Source organism: Rhizobium sp. Root708, from assembly GCF_001429725.1.
Lineage (GTDB): Bacteria > Pseudomonadota > Alphaproteobacteria > Rhizobiales > Rhizobiaceae > Rhizobium.
Genome location: NZ_LMHV01000023.1, coordinates 382,204 through 397,511 on the forward strand (window position 1 = coordinate 382,204; position 15,308 = coordinate 397,511).

Genomic DNA, 15,308 nt, shown 5'->3' on the forward strand with positions numbered 1-15,308 from the left:
GCCCGTCACTCGCGCGGACGGAATTCGAAACTCAAGATCATAAGACTTCACCCCGAAGTGGCTCATGCGGCGGTCAGGGGAAGCGGTACGCACGGCAACATCCCGCACGCAATCGCGACCTTCCGGACACCCCGCCCGTGGACGTTTTCGTTGCAAGGCAGGTCTCCTGGCTTGCGGGTCGTCACATTCAACCTGCCTTCCCAATGCCCTCAAGACATCAGTGGACGTATCGATCGAATGCTCGCCGCTTACAGTTGCGGGGGCAGCTCCGGCATTACTCAGCCCGTCATGGGCCTCACGCACCGTATTCCCGTCTTAGCTTCCGACACGAATCGGAAGAACCTTGAACACTAGATATAGTATACGAGGCTAAAATCTCGTCAACTGATGCCGTCGAGCGAATGCGGAGACGCTGGGGATGAATCTCGAAGACAAAAGAAGCCGGGCCTTCGTCCTGATTGATCGACATATCCGCTAGGGTCTCACGGCCACCTCAATTGGCGCTTTGCGCCAGAAGGAGTTATGACGTCGGCACTGAAATCTCGATTGGCGGAGCCACAGGACCTGGAGAAAGTCGCTTAGCGATGACATTTTCTCGCAGTGGCGTGTCGGACTCCGTCTTCTCCGAACGTCGTCATGACGAGCGGCCACAAAAAAGCTCGCCCGCCAAGCCGAGGAGAAACCAGATGAAGCAAGTCAATAATGGAGACGGCACCCAGAACAGCACGTCGGTCGAGCGTAGAGGCGACCGCGAACTCATAGTGACACGGGCATTCAACGCGCTCCCGAGCACGGTGTTCAGTGCGTGGAGCCAGCCTGAGCTCTTCCAGCGCTGGTGGGTGCCTAAATCTGCAACTGGTGTCTTGCTTGTAGCCTGTCACATCGACGTCCGCACCGGCGGCAAGTATCGGCTGGAATTTGGCGCCGGTGGCGCGGAAACGATGGCCTTTTACGGCAAGTATCTTGATGTGGTCTCAAATGAGCGCATTGTCTGGACCAATGACGAAGAGGAAGAGGGCGCGGTCACGACCGTGACTTTCGAGGATCAGGGCGGGAGAATGTTGCTGACCTTCCACGAAATCTATCCGTCGACGGAGGCGCTTGAGGAAGCACTTCAGGGGAGTGCGGCCGCATTGCCGGAACAGTTGGAGCAACTGGACGAATTGCTTTCCGGCACAGGCAAGTAGCGCAGATCACTCGCGACCTCTACGGGATGCTGCTCGCCCGAAAACGGACATTCACATATGGCGGAAGGTATCTCGCAATCATCGGACACTGGCTCATGCGGATTGATGCGAATTAGGCCTCTCGCCACTTCAGGAGCCATTCATTAAACCCGCTTGCCAACCCATTGGCCATTGGGCCAGCTATCTCGTACGCGCCGACGATCGGGGCGAGATGAGGGCACAGTACGACGAGTTGCCCCTCTCTCAACTCCCGTTCAATGAGCGACGGGCTAGCCTGTCCGATTCCAAGGCCGGTCAGACAAGCGTCGATGGATGCCTCATCCGTATCGAAAGTGACGCTTCCGCCGCGAGGCCGAAACGCGATACCTGCCGCATCGCACCAGCACCGCCACGACCATGCGTCCGCAGTATCCAGCAGGATCGGAAGATCAAGCAACGCCTCGGGATTCATCGAGGCGGCAGCCCGCCCGATCATGAGCGGAGAGCATACGACAACCGTCCTGTCTAAGAGAAAAGCAGACGGAAACCGGGCTTCATCGCAGCCCCGTCGATAGACAATGGTGATATCGGGAACGTCGCTTGCACCAAGCGCAAGCGATTGGATGCTAAGGTCGACACTCCGGTTCGCCATCATAAATGAGCCAAGCCTGGGAATAAGCCATCGCCGGGCAATGGTGATCGGGGCTTGAACCACCATGCGCACGCGATCGGGCAGGAGTGCGCGGGTGCCGGTATCGATTGTCGAGAGAGCAGCATTGATATGCGTCAGATATTGCCGGCCGGCATCGGTAAGCGCGATGGCGTTATGCTTGCGATTGAAGAGCTGGATACCGAGCGCATCCTCAAGGGATTTGATTTGTCGACTGACCGCCCCCGCGGTGAGGTTCAATTCCCGCGCGGCGAGCGTCAGGCTGCCTGTGCGCGCTGCGATCGAGAACGCGGGCAGCGTGCCCAACGGAGGTAGCCTCGGATCAGATTGAGAATTCCTCATGCCGGCGTGAGAATCTTTCGCTTGCAATTAACTTGACTGTATCTATCCACAATCCTCCAAACTGGCAAGAATGATCGAGGACGTGACAGGTTGAGAGACGGAATCCGGCGCCGGTTCGAACGTGGGGTGCGAGAACGCAGCATGTGTTTCTCGCAACGGCATGACTTGGACGCGCGTCACTGTCCTTGCTGATCAATTAAAGGGAGAGAACCATGCCATTCAATTTTGCGCTGTCGAGCCGCCGCATTGTGCTATCTGGAATGCTCGCCGCCTGCACCACCTTGATAACCATTCCGGCGCTCGCCGACGATGCCACGGTCAAGGTGGCCGATGATCGCGGCGTTGAGGTTCAGGTTCCGGCGCAGCCAAAGCGGATCGCCTCGATTTCCTATTTTGCAGATGACGTCGCGCTTGCGCTCGGCATCAAGCCGGTTGCCAGCACCTACATGGTAGCCGGCCGCCCTCCCGAGTTCCTGCTTGGCCTTACCAAGGACATGGTACAGATCGGTCAGCGCGCCAAGCCGAACCTCGAACTGCTCTCCGAAGCGAAGCCAGACCTGATCGTTGCGATCCGTCGCTACACGGTGGGCAATGCGCCCCAGCTTGAGAAGATTGCGCCCTATGTCGCCTGGAACATGGAACTGCTCGACGGAAGCGACAAGGAAATCGAAGCGCTGGCGAAAATCCTCGGAAACCCCGAGCGCGGTATCGAATTGAACAGGGACTTCCGTGCGCATCTGGCCGAGATAGCCGCCAAGGCTCCGAAGGATGTTCATCCCCGCTACGCGATTATGTGGGGCGGCGAAGTGCCGTTCGCGTTCCATGACGAGAACACTTCCGCATCTATCGTCAATGCCATCGGTGGCGAGAATATCGCGGGAGCGATGACACCGGGTGGCGAGTTCGGCATTGATCTTAGCCTGGAAACAATGCTCGAGAAGGACCCGGAGGTCCTCTTCATCTACGATTACGGCCCGGATCGCCCGCACGAGAACAATCCGATCTGGAGCCAGCTCACCGCGGTCAAAAACAACAGGGTGTTCTATGTTGGCGACCAATGGGTCGAGACCAATGGTCCGATTGCCCGCGAGATCGTTTTGCGCGAAGCCGCTCATTACCTCTACCCCGACGCTTTCCCGAAAGTAGACGTCCGGACCGAAGCCGCAAAACTCATTCCTGCCGAAGTCCAGAACTGACGAGTTGATCGCGACGATGGATGCACGAAAATCCTCGGTGGCCATAGGCCTTATCGTTGTCGCGACGCTGTTCATCATTGTCGCCGGGCTCTTGCCCGGCGCAAAAGTGCTGTCGATCGAAGCCGTTCTGCGGGCCCTCGTGGCCCCGGACGGGAAGATTGAATCGATCCTTGTCTGGACGCTCCGGCTGCCGAGAAGTCTCGCCGCAGCAACCGCCGGCGCAGGTCTTGCCGTCTCGGGCTATATCCTCCAGTCTCTGACGCGCAACCCACTCGCCGATCCCGGCATCACGGGGGTTACCGCCGGTGCGGTTGCACCGATCGTTACCTGCTTTGTGTTCTTTCCCTCGGTTTCCGGACACCTCTACCCGGTTGTCGGGCTCAGCGGAGGACTTGCGGCGGCAACGGTGACCTTCTGGGTTGCACGCGGAGGTACTGGTCATCCTCTACATTTCGCCCTCGGCGGCGTGAGTGTGTCGCTGTTCTTGGGCGCGATAACGATCTACGTCCTGTTGTTTGCCGGCCCGCAATCCACGGCTCTGTTGTTCTGGCTGGTCGGCGGATTCTCGGGCCGATCGTGGGCCAATCTTCTCCAGATGTTGCCCTGGGTGTTGTCAGGTGTATTGGGAGCCTTGATCCTTTATCGGGTGATCGGGATGTTTTCTCTCGACGACCGGTCTGCCGCCGGGATGGGTGTGCAGCTGGGATTCTGGAAGCCTGTTCTGCTCGTCTTGGGCATCTGCCCGGTTGCCGGCATCGCTCCGGTCGCAGGACCCGTCGCCTTTGTCGGATTGGCCGCACCGCATATCGCCCGTCTTCTGCGACCACGCGGCACAGGCTGGGAAATCGGACTGGCCGCCGCCATCGGATCGCTGATCGTGACCTCGGCCGACTTGATGGCCCGCACCATTGCCATTCCCAAGGAGCTTCCGGTCGGCATCATCACAGCGCTGCTCGGTGGACCCATCTTCGTCTATCTCATCCAGCGTGGCCGGCTGAATTTCAGGAGTGAAGGTCCATGAGCACGAAAGCTTCGGCGATTGGGCGGCCAAGCCCATGGATTCTTCCAGTCGCGATGACGCTCGTACTATTTTCATTCCTGGCAGCCGTGTTTCTCGGGATCGTCGATATCCCAGCGCGGGACGTCCTGTCCGCCTTGACGGGGAGCGGTTCGCAGGAAGCGCGCTCGATCATTCTCGACATCAGGTTGCCGAGGATCGTAACGGGTATTCTTGCGGGCGTTCAGTTCGCGCTGGCGGGCCTGCTTCTTCAGACCATCACGCGCAACCCACTCGCCGACCCTTCGCTTATGGGCGTCTCGCAAGGAGCGACACTGACAGTGACGATGTTCCTGCTATTCACGGTCTATTCAGTTAATCCGGACTCCTATTCCGTGAACGAACTGCCGATCGCGTGGTTGCAGGTGGCCGGGCTGGTGGGCGGCATGATCGCGGGCAGCATCATCTACCTTCTGGCTTTTCGCCTCGAACTCAGTCCGCTCCGGATAACGCTCTGCGGGATTGCTGTTGGAGCCGTCATGCATGCTGTTGCCATTGGCCTTATTGCTGGCTGGGGCTCGGCGAGAATTGAGATCATCCTCGAGTGGATGTCGGGTAGCCTCTACGCCCGAACATGGAATCATGCGTTCTTCTTGCTACCGTTCACAGTCGCTGGACTGGCCGTTCTTCCCCTGATCTACCGCCCGCTTGTTCTCCTGCGGTTCGATGCAACAGTGGCGCGGTCCTTCGGGCTTTCCTATCGATGGCAGTTTTCCCTGGTCCTGCTCGTGTCCTGTGCGCTCGCCGCAAGCGCGGTTGGCGCGGTCGGCCCCATCGTGTTCGTCGGCCTGATCGTGCCGCATCTGGCGCGGTTTCTTGCCGGCCGGCATTTTCCTTTGGTTCTTCCACTCACCGTCGTCCTCGGCGCAATTATCGTTACGCTCGGCGATTTGATCGGCCGTCTCGCCGGAGGGGCCGAAGAGGTCCCGATCGGCGTTGTCACCGCCCTCATGGGTGTACCCGTCCTGCTTGCGCTTTTGCGCAAGGTTCCTTGAGATTTACCCATGCCACTATCTTGCTCGCAATTGTCGGTAAATTACGGTCGCAGAAGAGCACTGCACGGCTTTTCCCTTACCATGGCAAAGGGCGAAATCCGCGCGCTGATCGGTCCGAACGGATCGGGGAAGAGTACGGCGCTTCAGGCTCTTGCCGGGCTGATCAAGCCATCGGAAGGAAAAGCTTCCATCGAAAGCGTGGCGGTCGCGTCGATGTCAAGAAAGGCCATCGCGAAGAAGCTCGCGTTCCTGCCGCAACAGCCGGTCGCTCCAGACGAGATGACCATCTCCCAGCTTGTCCGGCAGGGTCGCTTTCCACACGTCGGGCTGTTTCGCTCCTATAACCGCCAGGACGAGCAAGCGATCGAGTGGGCGCTCGAAAGTACTGGGCTGAAACAGCTTGCCAACAGAACACTTCAAGAGCTCTCCGGTGGCGAACGACAGCGCGCCTGGATATCAGCGGCGCTGGCGCAAGAAGCCGGCATCCTTTTACTCGATGAGCCGACCTCGTTTCTCGACATCGGCTACCAAGTCGAAGTTCTCGATCTTGTACACCGCCTCAGCCGGGAGCGCGGGGTCACGATCGTCATGGCAATCCATGACATCAATCAAGCCATAGCCATCAGCGATCGCATATCGCTCTTGGAAAAAGGCGAACTGCGGTTTGATGGTGATCCCAGAGAACTGGCCGAGAGCGGGCTCATTGAAAAGACCTTTCGGGTGAAAGGCAAGTTCGTTGAGGTCGGACCCGGCAAGCCGCCACATTTCGATGTCGATCTTTTGAAGCTGTTGGACACAGGCGCACAAATCCCTGGCAGGGAAACTTAAACCGTTCTCGCACGCGCCCCTTCAACCCACCACCGAACTTATGTCGCCATCAACTATGAATCGCATCGGAGACCGCAATGAGCCAGACCGCCAAGACCATCACCACCTGGTACGTTGATCCTGACGCCGAAGACCGCATGTCGGATGGCCATGCCCCGATCTGGCGGCACCTGATCGATCTGATCGTCGAGCGTGACCTTTGCCAGAAAAGCGTGCTCGATTTCGGCTGCAATCAGGGTGGCCTGTTGCGGCATCTCTATGCGCTGCGCCCGTTTCGCAAGGCCCTCGGAATCGATATCGCCGAGCAGTCCGTTGCCAGGGCCGAGGCGTTCAAGGGCAACATTCCGGTGCAACACGCGGTTGGGGGAACGCTGGAGAATTGGGTTGAAGAGTTTGATGTCGCGATCAGTCATGAGGTGATCTATCTCGTGGAAGACCTTGATGCCCATGCCGCCGACATCTTCAAGGCGCTGAAGCCCGGTGGGGTCTATTACGCGGTTACGGGATGTCACACCGACAATCCGCTCTGGCCAAAGTGGCGCGACCTGGTCGCCAACCGCACCAACACCGTTGTCCAAGACAGGTCAATCACCGACTACGCAACGACCTTCGCCAGGGCTGGCTTCGAGGTCTCCGCCAGGAAGCTGGAATATGACGGCTTCATCCCCTTCTACGCCGACGGCTGGACTCCCGACTTCGCGGATGCGCTGGATTACTATACGCAAACCAAGATCGTATTCCGTCTTGTCAAAAACGCTGGCTGAGCGAGGCCGAGTTTGGACGCGCCGGAGACGATTGGTGGAGAGGGCTGACCTCCGCTTCGGGCGGAAGCAGTTATTGCAGAGCCCGCTACGATCGATGCGCGCGTCGACTGCCTGTCGAGCCAATAAGGCCGCCCAACCTTGTCTAGAGACCCATCTTCTATTGTGTCTTGATTGCGGCATGGATTGCTTCGACGGCTTCGGAAAGCTTGTTTGCCTCGTCGTTCGGCTGGCTGTTAGTCTGAACGGTGATCAGAATGCCATCCTTCTCGTACCACACATAAAGAGTGCGATAGCCCAGGGTCATGCCCTGATAGAACCACGCCGGGCCGCCCGGTATCATGCCCTGCACGAGGCCGAGGGCAAAACCCTGAGGATGCTCCTCGCTGATCTCCGTGATCGGTTCACCTGTCTTGGTCGAAACCATCGACATCCATTCGGCTTGTTGCTTCGGCGGCACCACACGGCCTTCGAATACGGCGCGCATCCAGTGAGTAACATCGCGCGCGTTGGAGATAGCGCCGCCCGCGGCCTGAGCCCAGGAGGCGCTGTCTTCACGCACGTCGCGACCGATCATCGGCTTGTTCCAACTTTCCTTGCAGTCGGGCGGCTGGTAATCGGCGCAAGCGGTGTTTTCGAAATAGCCGTGCGCCAACCGGGCGATCACTTCCGGTGGGTAGGCCCTCGGAGAGTAGAAGGTGGAGTGGAGGCCGTGCGGCTGAATAACAAGTTCACGGACAAGCTCCTGATAGGGTTTGCCCGTCGCCTTAGCTGCGATGAGGCCGGCGAGAATGTAGTTGGTGTTGGAGTAGTGGTACCCTTCAGTCACCGGCAGGTTGTTGCTGCCGTTGGGATATGCTGCGGCGACCAGTTCTTCCGCGGTTAAGTCGCGTTTCGGCTGCTCTACCCAGCTACGCGAGATGAATTCGGTCTCAGAATAATTCGGGATACCACTGGTCATATCGAGAAGGCGGCGGATGCTAACGCTGCCCCAGGCGGGATATTGCGGCAACCACTTTCCAACCGTGTCATCGATGGAAAGGAGTCCTTGGGCTTCCAGTTTCAGGATCACTGCGGCAGCAAAGGACTTCGAAGTGCTACCCATGGCGAAGAGAGTATTCTGGTCTACCGGCGGATCGTCATCGGCTCTTCCGGTCTTGCCTGCAAAGGCTTCGATGTTCGGACCTGGTGCGCCGAGGCTGACGTAGGCGGCGATGCCGGTGACACCCTCGACCGGTGACCGTTCCGCGAGCCAGGCGTCCAGCGCTTCCTGTACGCGCTGAGTTTGCGTAGGCGTTTCGCTGGCAAGCGCCGTGCCCGTGACAAAAAGGACGATCGCTGCTGCGATTCCTCGACATCTAGCCAGTTCCATTGTCGCGCCGCCCCTCCGGGAAAGTAGCCATTCCTTGAAATGAACATGACGGATCGGGAATAAAATACTGGCCGAACTAGCAAAACGCTATGGGCCGGGGATGCCGGTGACCAATAGACACTACAACTGTTGGGCGGTCAATTGGGAGGAATTCTCGACCTCCACCGGCCAAGACAATGGCTAACTGAATATGGCGTCGAGTGCTTGGCGCAAAGCCACCGCAATGCAGCCATCGATGTCCGCATTGGGCCGGAAGCGGACGATTCTTGCTTGCCTGGAGGCGTCAAATGCGATTCGGATAGCGTGCAGGAGATGTTACGTCAGCATAATGTGAGTCTGGCGAAATCGCAGCTTGGACAGGTCGGGTGCTCGCCTGGCATTTCGTTGCCCGCAGCGAGAAACCGGAAAAATCGCTGCGTTCACCATCCCTGTCGCGCCCGGTTGACACAAGCGCGATCTCGAAAATGCAAACTTCGAGAACTCCAAACAGTTCCGCGGCAGCGTGCATTGGTGTGCACAGGATGCCGTCTGTTCGCTGCCACCCGATAAATCGCCGGTCGTCAAACTGGCTTGGGAATGACTTCGAAGGTCAGCCGCAATTTCACGACACCGAGAATTGGTGCACAATACAGCCCTCGGTGATGTCGTCCTCTCTAATCTGTTGCTTTAAGGCCGCCGTCGTCCGCAGCCTGTTGAAGCTCGACGGTTTCGATCCCATCTGCCCGAGTATGCCCAAGATGACGACGAAAAAGAAAAATAGCGACGATCCCGAGCTGATCAGGGAGTGGTCGCTTCCGGTGGAGGCGACGCTCGGATCGACTGTGCGGGTCAAAGGAATTCTACAAGAAGTCCGTTCCCGGCTGCCGTCGGTAGTCAAAAAGTCCCTCGACATGCAGTCGGGCGCACTCATCCTCATCATGCCGGAGAATGCCAAGACGGTGTTCCGCGCGACCTCCTCCGTCGTGTCGAAAGCGCTGGAGGACATCGCGGACCTTCCCGTCATCCCTCGCGAGATCGAGGACATCCTTACGATAACCGCATCAGAGAGGAAGCGTTGGCTAGAGGACGGCCGCCTTCCCAGCGCTGGAATACGAACAGTCAGATTGCGGGGACGAGCAAGGCAGATCACCTTCCATGTATTCGACCCCCGTGTTGTCGAAGACCTGCTCGACCGCGGCGCCGTCGATGAATGGCGGGAAGATGACGCGGCAGCGAAAGCTGAAAACCGAAGGCGGGCCGCGTATCAGGCGAAGCTGACGCGTTTACTGAAAAAGAAGGAGAAGACCAAACGTACCGAACCGACCCCTGAGGAAGCAGTGCCCGGGTTAAGCGGATGGGACGATTTCGGAAGTGACGGCCTCCTGCGCTGAAGCGGGAGCGAGCGCGCGGCAATCTCGCACCATCTCAGGAGATCAAATGTGAGCGATGTTTGGATTACACGGTTTTTCTTGACCGGGTCCGTGGCCACTGCAAGGCAGCAAGGCGTTCTGCTTCAGCCATCGCTGCAGCTTTGGTCTTGAATGACCCGATGTCCCGTTCCCAAATAATGCTTTGTTTAGTCATGATATTTTCGCTCGCGAACTTATCCAACCATCTTGTCTGGGTGGTAGGACCACGGCAACAGTTCGTCGAACTGGCTGTTCGGATGGCCGCTGACAATCCTTTGATGCTCTCTTCGCTTGGCAACCCTGACGTTGCGTCCTACCTTCGTGCTGTGACGCTGGTTTCGAATCCCTGCCCCGCCTGCTGATCGCTTTGATGGCGGCAGGTGACAGCGGTCAATCTAAATGGCTCGCGCCCGCCTTCCTGCGCTGCCCTAACGCTCCGGCATCCAAAAGCGGCATTGCAGAGAAAGCCAGCCACGGTTCAGTGCGTTGATAGCCCGATTAGTGGTATCTCGGCCATTGACCTTGATCATTGATGCGCACGGGATACGTCGCATAATATGGACACGTTAAACGACACCAAAGCCGATCAAAGCTTTAGGGGTAGCGTGCGACGGTTGGACCGGTTCGAAGGCAGGAAAGCGTTTTTGCTCCAAGCCCTGTTCGCAACCGTCGATCTCGCGATCCTTGCCTTCTTCCTGCTCGGCCCGTACCTCCGGTCCGGCCCGACCTACTTGATAATTGATTACGCGATAGCCGTCTGGATTGCGGCAGAGATGGTTATTCGCGCAATCGCGGCGCCTTCCGTATTAAACTGGGTGAAGAGGCCGATGACATGGATTGATGTCATCGTCCTCGGCACGCTGCTCTTCCCCAGCATTCTCTTCAACTTCGCCTTCCTCAGGGTGATGAGACTTTGGGCAATCGGCCGCAGCCCACTCCTGACTGAGGCTCTGCGGAGAATGGACTGCGGCGAACATCTCGACGTCGTTCGCGCCGTGCTGAACTTCCTGGTTTTTCTCTTCCTCGTGACGGGTTTCGTCTACACGACCTTTTTCTACCATCAGGAAGGTGGCAAAGGCTTTGTAGATGCACTGTACTTCACCGTGGCGACGGTCACGACAACGGGTTTCGGTGACATCACCCTGCCAGGTACTCTTGGCAAGTTAACGTCGGTGGTGACGATGATCGTAGGCATCTCGCTATTCGTGAGACTTGCGCAAGCGGTGGTCCGGCCACACAAGGTTACTTATCCCTGCCATCGATGTGGCTTGCAGCGGCACGACGCCGACGCAGTTCACTGCAAAGCTTGCGGAGAGGTTCTCAACATCCCCGACGAAGGATCGTAGTGTCCGCAAAATCCCTTCGGCAGCGAAAGTGAAGCCATGACTATCGAGCAGCCGACATATGACGCGTGCTGCTAAGTTGCGAAGCTGGATCGACGCTGGGTGCTGCCGGTGGAACATCGTCGAGATTCGGGCGTTGATTGGACAGTCGGGCGTAAGCTTAATCGGAGCGAGGCGCTCTCCTCATCCTCAGGGATCCTGAGGTTGCTTCCCGCCTTCGCGCGGTGACGTGGGGTTCGAATCCCTGCCCCGGCTGCCAATCGCCAAAGCTGGCACTGTCGCATCCAGTAACGGGTTTCCGCATTGATGGTAATTGCGACCTTGCGGCCACCGTCTTTCGCTGACGGACCGAACCTGCAGGCCACTTTTGTCCGGTGAATCGTGTCCGAGGCTGCTCCGGCAGTAGGATGCGCGAGAAATTTTCCTAGGACCGTTTTCGAACCAACATGCCAGCAGGATTCTGTTCCGGTAGATCGTATGGCCAGTGGGAGCTGACGATCAGATTCAAAATAGCATACGGGAGCGCCTTCATCTTTTGACAAATGCGAACCTAAAACGACGTTCTCGGCAGAACTGTTACTCGCCCGTCTCTCCATTCATCCGCAAGGTGGGGGTACGGTTACCGCGCGATCAGAAAACTTACAACGTGTCCCGTACCCTGTCCCAAGCATTGAAGAGGTGCCGACCCAGCACTTCTGACAGACGGCTCTGATCGCGGGCTTCCAGCGCGCTGATCATTTCCTCATGCTCGGCGACGGCAGAAGCCCATTTTTCCGGGCCCTCATGGCCGATGAAGCGAATGCGCTTCAGCCGGGTCTGCAGCATGATATGAATATCCGCCAGCGAGGCGTTCTGCGAAAGCTTGACGATCGCCGAGTGGATATCCTGATTGAGCTTGTAATATCGTAGCCGGTCACCTGCCTTGTAACAATCGATCATCTCGTCATGCAGGGTGCGGACGCCGGCGATATCGTTGTCGCTGGCCACCTCACAGGCGAGCTTGCCAGCAAGCTCTTCTAGAGAGCGCAGCACGGTAAGCATATCCTTCACATCCTTGGCGCTGAAACGCTTGACCACCGCGCCACGGCTCGGAACCAGTTCCACCAACCCTTCGCTCGCCAGATATTTTATCGCTTCTCGCAGGGGTGTGCGCGACACACCGAGCTGTTCTCCGAGTTGGCCCTCATGCAGGCGGGTGCCCGGTTCCAGATCACCTTCGATGATCATGTCGCGCAGATGGTTGACGAGCGTATCGTGCAGCGCGGTGCGGCGGATCGGACCGGGTCCAGAACCTTCTGGTCGCCGTTGCAAAGATGAAGTCTCGTCCATGTCTCTAAACCTGCCCCTTCCCGGATTCGCGGCGACCCGGCGCGATAGACGAACCATGACCCGAGGCTGCTTAGGGGTCAACAAAAAATGCTGCATACAGAATACAAAAGACTTGATGCAGAATTTTGAATGGCATATGACGTTATCTCAGATCGGAAGCGGAGGACTTTCTCAATGACGCAAGACAACGCCGTGCGCCCCGTTATCGCGCTCGCCATAGGCGACCCGGCCGGCATCAGCCCTGAACTGACGGCGCGTCTTCTCGCAATGGACGACATCCGCGACGCAGCCCATCTCGTCGTAATCGGCGATCAGCGCATTCTCGACGAAGGCGCCGCTTGCGCTGGTTTGGAGCTTGATCTGGCATCGGCTTCGCTTGAGGATTTCGAGCGCGCCGGCACGGATCGACATGTGTTCATTGATCTCGGGCATCTTGATCCGGCCGATGTTCAGCGCGGCGAGGCCACGCTTGCCGGCGGCACTTTCGCCACCCGCAACTTCCGCGCGGCTCTCGAACTGGCCGATGCAGGCCGCGCCGAGGCCGTTTGCTTCACGCCCTTCAACAAGCAGGCGATGCGTTTCGCCTATCCAGGTTATGATGACGAAATCCGCTTCGTTGCCGATGTCATCAACTTCACGGGGAAGGTCCGAGAATTCAACGTCCTGGAAAAGGTCTGGAACGCTCGCGTTTCTTCACACATCCCGCTGAAGGACGTTGCTGCGCATCTCTCGGTTGACGGCATTCTCGCGGAAATCGAGCTGACCCGGCAGTGCCTAATCGCAGCCGGCCACGCCAATCCGCGCATCGCCGTCGCGGGCCTCAACCCGCATGCAGGCGACGGCGGTAGTTTCGGCATGGAAGAGATCGACATCATCGAGCCGGCCGTGCAATTCGCCCGCCAGCGTGGTTGGGAAGTGGAAGGCCCATTCCCCGCCGATACGGTCTTCCTGCGCGCGCTCAAGGACGGGTATCAGGCCGTCCTCACGATGTATCACGACCAAGGCCAGATCGCGATGAAGCTCATGGGGTTCGACAAGGGCGTCACCATGATGGGCGGCCTGCCATTCGCACTCTGCACTCCCGCACACGGCACCGCCTACGACATTGCCGGAAAGGGCGTCGCTGACGCTGGCGCCAGCCGCGAAGCGGTGCTTCTTGCCGCGCGCATGGCAAAAAGGAGCGCCGCGCGGGCCGCGGCCTGAACACCGACGATTTCTGTCGCTACCGGCGTGGTTGAGGGCCACGTCGTTCATTCAAAATGGAGGAGTGAAAATGAAAAGCTCAGTATCAGTTGCATGCATCATGGCAGCCGCTTTCGGCACTGCCGCCCCGGCTATGGCGTTCGAGCCGAACCGCCCGGTCGAATTCGTTGTCACGGCTGGCCCCGGCGGCGGCACGGACATCTTTGCCCGCACCATCCAAGCGATTATTGGAAAGTACGAGCTGATGAAGGCTCCGGTCGTTGTCACGAACAAGGGCAGTGCAGGTGGCGCCGAAGGTTTCGTCTACACTGCCGGTTACGATGGCGATGCCTACAAGCTGGCCTTTGGCACCAACAATGCCTACCTGCTGCCGATCCGCGCCAAGGTTCCTTACAAAGCTGACAACCTCGTCCCCGTCGCCTCGCTCGCCGCTGATGAGTTCATCCTCTGGGTCAACGGCAAGGCCGATTTCAACACGGCCGCCGACTTCGTCGCCAAGGCCAAGGGATCGGCCGACATGAAGGTCGGCGGCAGCCAGTCCAAGGACGTCGACCAGATCCTCACCTCGATGATCAACGATGCAACCGGCACCAAACTCGGCTATATCCCCTTCAAGAGCGGCGGCGAAGCAGCCGTTCAGCTCGCCGGCGAACACATTGCCGCCAACGTCAACAACCCGAGCGAGAACTTGGGTCAGTGGCAGGCCGGAATGGTCAAGCCGCTATGCGTCTTCAAGTCCGAAAAGCTGAAGAGCGACGCCAAGGTTGCCGGCGACAAGGGGTGGAGCGATATCGCCACCTGCAAGGACAGCGGCATCGCAATCGACAACTACTCCATGCCCCGCACCGTCTGGCTGCCCGCCGGCGTCGATCAGGAAGTCGTGGATTTCTACGCCGGCCTTCTGAAGAAGGTCTCCGAGACACCGGAATGGGCAAAATACCTCGCCGACACCTCCCAGTCCGCAAACTTCATGAGCGGAACCCAGTTGACGGACTTCATCAAGAAGGACGAGGCTTCGGTTTCGGAAGTTCTAAAGCGCGAAGGCTGGCTGGCAAACTGAACCTCCTCCCAAGGTTCCTCGCGGGCGCCATGACGGCGCCCGCTTCCCCATCGGAAAGGTTGGACGATGAGTGAAAGTAGCAGCAAGGGCGTGTCCCGGTTCTCCATGGAAATTGCCGTCGCGCTTCTGACCGGCGCCTTCGGCGTCGCCGTCTGTGTCGGCTCGCGCGAAGCCGGCATGGGCTGGACGGAAATGGGGCCGGATGCGGGTTACTTTCCCTTCTACATCGGCCTCCTGATCATTCTCGGCAGCGTCGCCAATCTGGTGAGCGCTTTCCTCAAGCATCGCGGCACGGGCGCCATCTTCGTCGAGATGGCCCGCTTCAAGGCTGTTCTTAGCTTTCTTCTTCCGCTTGTCGCCTTCGCGGCGATCTCCACCTTCCTTGGCCTCTATATCGGCACGGCGCTCTACATCGCCGGCGCCATGACGCTGCAGGGCAAATACAAATGGTGGATCGGCCTGCCGACTGGCGTTGCGGTCTCGGCTCTCTTCTTCGTCATCTTCGAAATCGGCTTCAAGGTCCCGCTCCTGAAAGGTCCGGTCGAAGCGTGGTTCGGGATTTACTGATCCCGCCGGCTTCAAGTCTTTAGGAGGAAAG

At 58.6% G+C, this 15,308-nt stretch carries 14 protein-coding genes and 1 riboswitch; of the genes, 11 read left to right on the forward strand and 3 right to left on the reverse strand.

What is annotated here, in order from left to right; all coding sequences use genetic code 11:
* Positions 1–139 precede the first annotated feature (139 nt).
* Positions 140–361: riboswitch (cobalamin riboswitch) on the reverse strand.
* A gap of 325 nt (positions 362–686) precedes the next feature.
* Positions 687–1,187, forward strand: coding sequence for an SRPBCC family protein (locus ASE04_RS16175; protein WP_056818992.1), 501 nt, complete (start codon positions 687–689; stop codon positions 1,185–1,187).
* A gap of 112 nt (positions 1,188–1,299) precedes the next feature.
* Here the strand turns inward: ASE04_RS16175 and ASE04_RS16180 are convergent, their stop codons facing one another.
* Entirely contained in the window at positions 1,300–2,142 is an 843-nt protein-coding gene (locus ASE04_RS16180) for a LysR family transcriptional regulator (RefSeq protein ID WP_338012494.1), read from the reverse strand.
* Between the two features lie 248 nt (positions 2,143–2,390).
* Here ASE04_RS16180 and ASE04_RS16185 point away from each other — a divergent pair, with 248 nt between their 5' ends.
* From ASE04_RS16185 to ASE04_RS16205, 5 genes are all read left to right on the forward strand, one after another.
* Positions 2,391–3,374, forward strand: a complete 984-nt coding sequence (locus ASE04_RS16185) for an ABC transporter substrate-binding protein (RefSeq protein WP_056818994.1) — start codon at positions 2,391–2,393, stop codon at positions 3,372–3,374.
* Between the two features lie 16 nt (positions 3,375–3,390).
* Entirely contained in the window at positions 3,391–4,395 is a 1,005-nt protein-coding gene (locus ASE04_RS16190) for a FecCD family ABC transporter permease (RefSeq protein WP_056819141.1), read from the forward strand.
* The gene (locus ASE04_RS16195; protein ID WP_056818996.1) at positions 4,392–5,426 is read left to right on the forward strand and encodes a FecCD family ABC transporter permease; all 1,035 of its coding nucleotides are present in this window, start codon (positions 4,392–4,394) and stop codon (positions 5,424–5,426) included. Before ASE04_RS16190 ends, ASE04_RS16195 begins: the two co-directional genes overlap by 4 nt.
* A gap of 9 nt (positions 5,427–5,435) precedes the next feature.
* On the forward strand, positions 5,436–6,254 hold the full coding sequence (locus tag ASE04_RS16200; protein ID WP_056818999.1) for an ABC transporter ATP-binding protein: 819 nt from the start codon (positions 5,436–5,438) through the stop codon (positions 6,252–6,254).
* A gap of 77 nt (positions 6,255–6,331) precedes the next feature.
* Complete coding sequence (locus tag ASE04_RS16205) at positions 6,332–7,018, forward strand: class I SAM-dependent methyltransferase (protein ID WP_056819001.1); 687 nt, start codon at positions 6,332–6,334, stop codon at positions 7,016–7,018.
* Positions 7,019–7,175: 157 nt separating this feature from the next.
* On the opposite strand, the gene ASE04_RS16210 is transcribed toward ASE04_RS16205, so the two are convergent.
* Complete coding sequence (locus tag ASE04_RS16210; protein ID WP_056819003.1) at positions 7,176–8,387, reverse strand: serine hydrolase domain-containing protein; 1,212 nt, start codon at positions 8,385–8,387, stop codon at positions 7,176–7,178.
* Positions 8,388–9,115: 728 nt separating this feature from the next.
* On the opposite strand from ASE04_RS16210, the gene ASE04_RS16215 reads away from it, so the two are divergent.
* Both ASE04_RS16215 and ASE04_RS16220 read left to right on the forward strand, forming a co-directional pair.
* On the forward strand, positions 9,116–9,757 hold the full coding sequence (locus ASE04_RS16215; RefSeq protein ID WP_056819143.1) for a hypothetical protein: 642 nt from the start codon (positions 9,116–9,118) through the stop codon (positions 9,755–9,757).
* A 575-nt stretch (positions 9,758–10,332) separates the two neighbouring features.
* Positions 10,333–11,121 (forward strand): potassium channel family protein, encoded by a 789-nt coding sequence (locus tag ASE04_RS16220; RefSeq protein WP_056819005.1) that lies wholly within the window; start codon positions 10,333–10,335, stop codon positions 11,119–11,121.
* A gap of 636 nt (positions 11,122–11,757) precedes the next feature.
* Here the strand turns inward: ASE04_RS16220 and ASE04_RS16225 are convergent.
* Positions 11,758–12,447: a GntR family transcriptional regulator gene (locus ASE04_RS16225; RefSeq protein WP_056819007.1), complete on the reverse strand. Its 690-nt coding sequence runs from the start codon at positions 12,445–12,447 to the stop codon at positions 11,758–11,760.
* A gap of 174 nt (positions 12,448–12,621) precedes the next feature.
* Between ASE04_RS16225 and ASE04_RS16230 the strand changes: the two genes are divergently transcribed.
* From ASE04_RS16230 to ASE04_RS16240, 3 genes are all read left to right on the forward strand, one after another.
* Positions 12,622–13,650, forward strand: coding sequence for a 4-hydroxythreonine-4-phosphate dehydrogenase PdxA (locus ASE04_RS16230; protein ID WP_056819009.1), 1,029 nt, complete (start codon positions 12,622–12,624; stop codon positions 13,648–13,650).
* Between the two features lie 70 nt (positions 13,651–13,720).
* Positions 13,721–14,710 (forward strand): tripartite tricarboxylate transporter substrate binding protein, encoded by a 990-nt coding sequence (locus ASE04_RS16235; RefSeq protein ID WP_056819010.1) that lies wholly within the window; start codon positions 13,721–13,723, stop codon positions 14,708–14,710.
* Positions 14,711–14,776: 66 nt separating this feature from the next.
* Positions 14,777–15,277 (forward strand): tripartite tricarboxylate transporter TctB family protein, encoded by a 501-nt coding sequence (locus ASE04_RS16240; protein WP_056819012.1) that lies wholly within the window; start codon positions 14,777–14,779, stop codon positions 15,275–15,277.
* Positions 15,278–15,308: the final 31 nt, after the last annotated feature.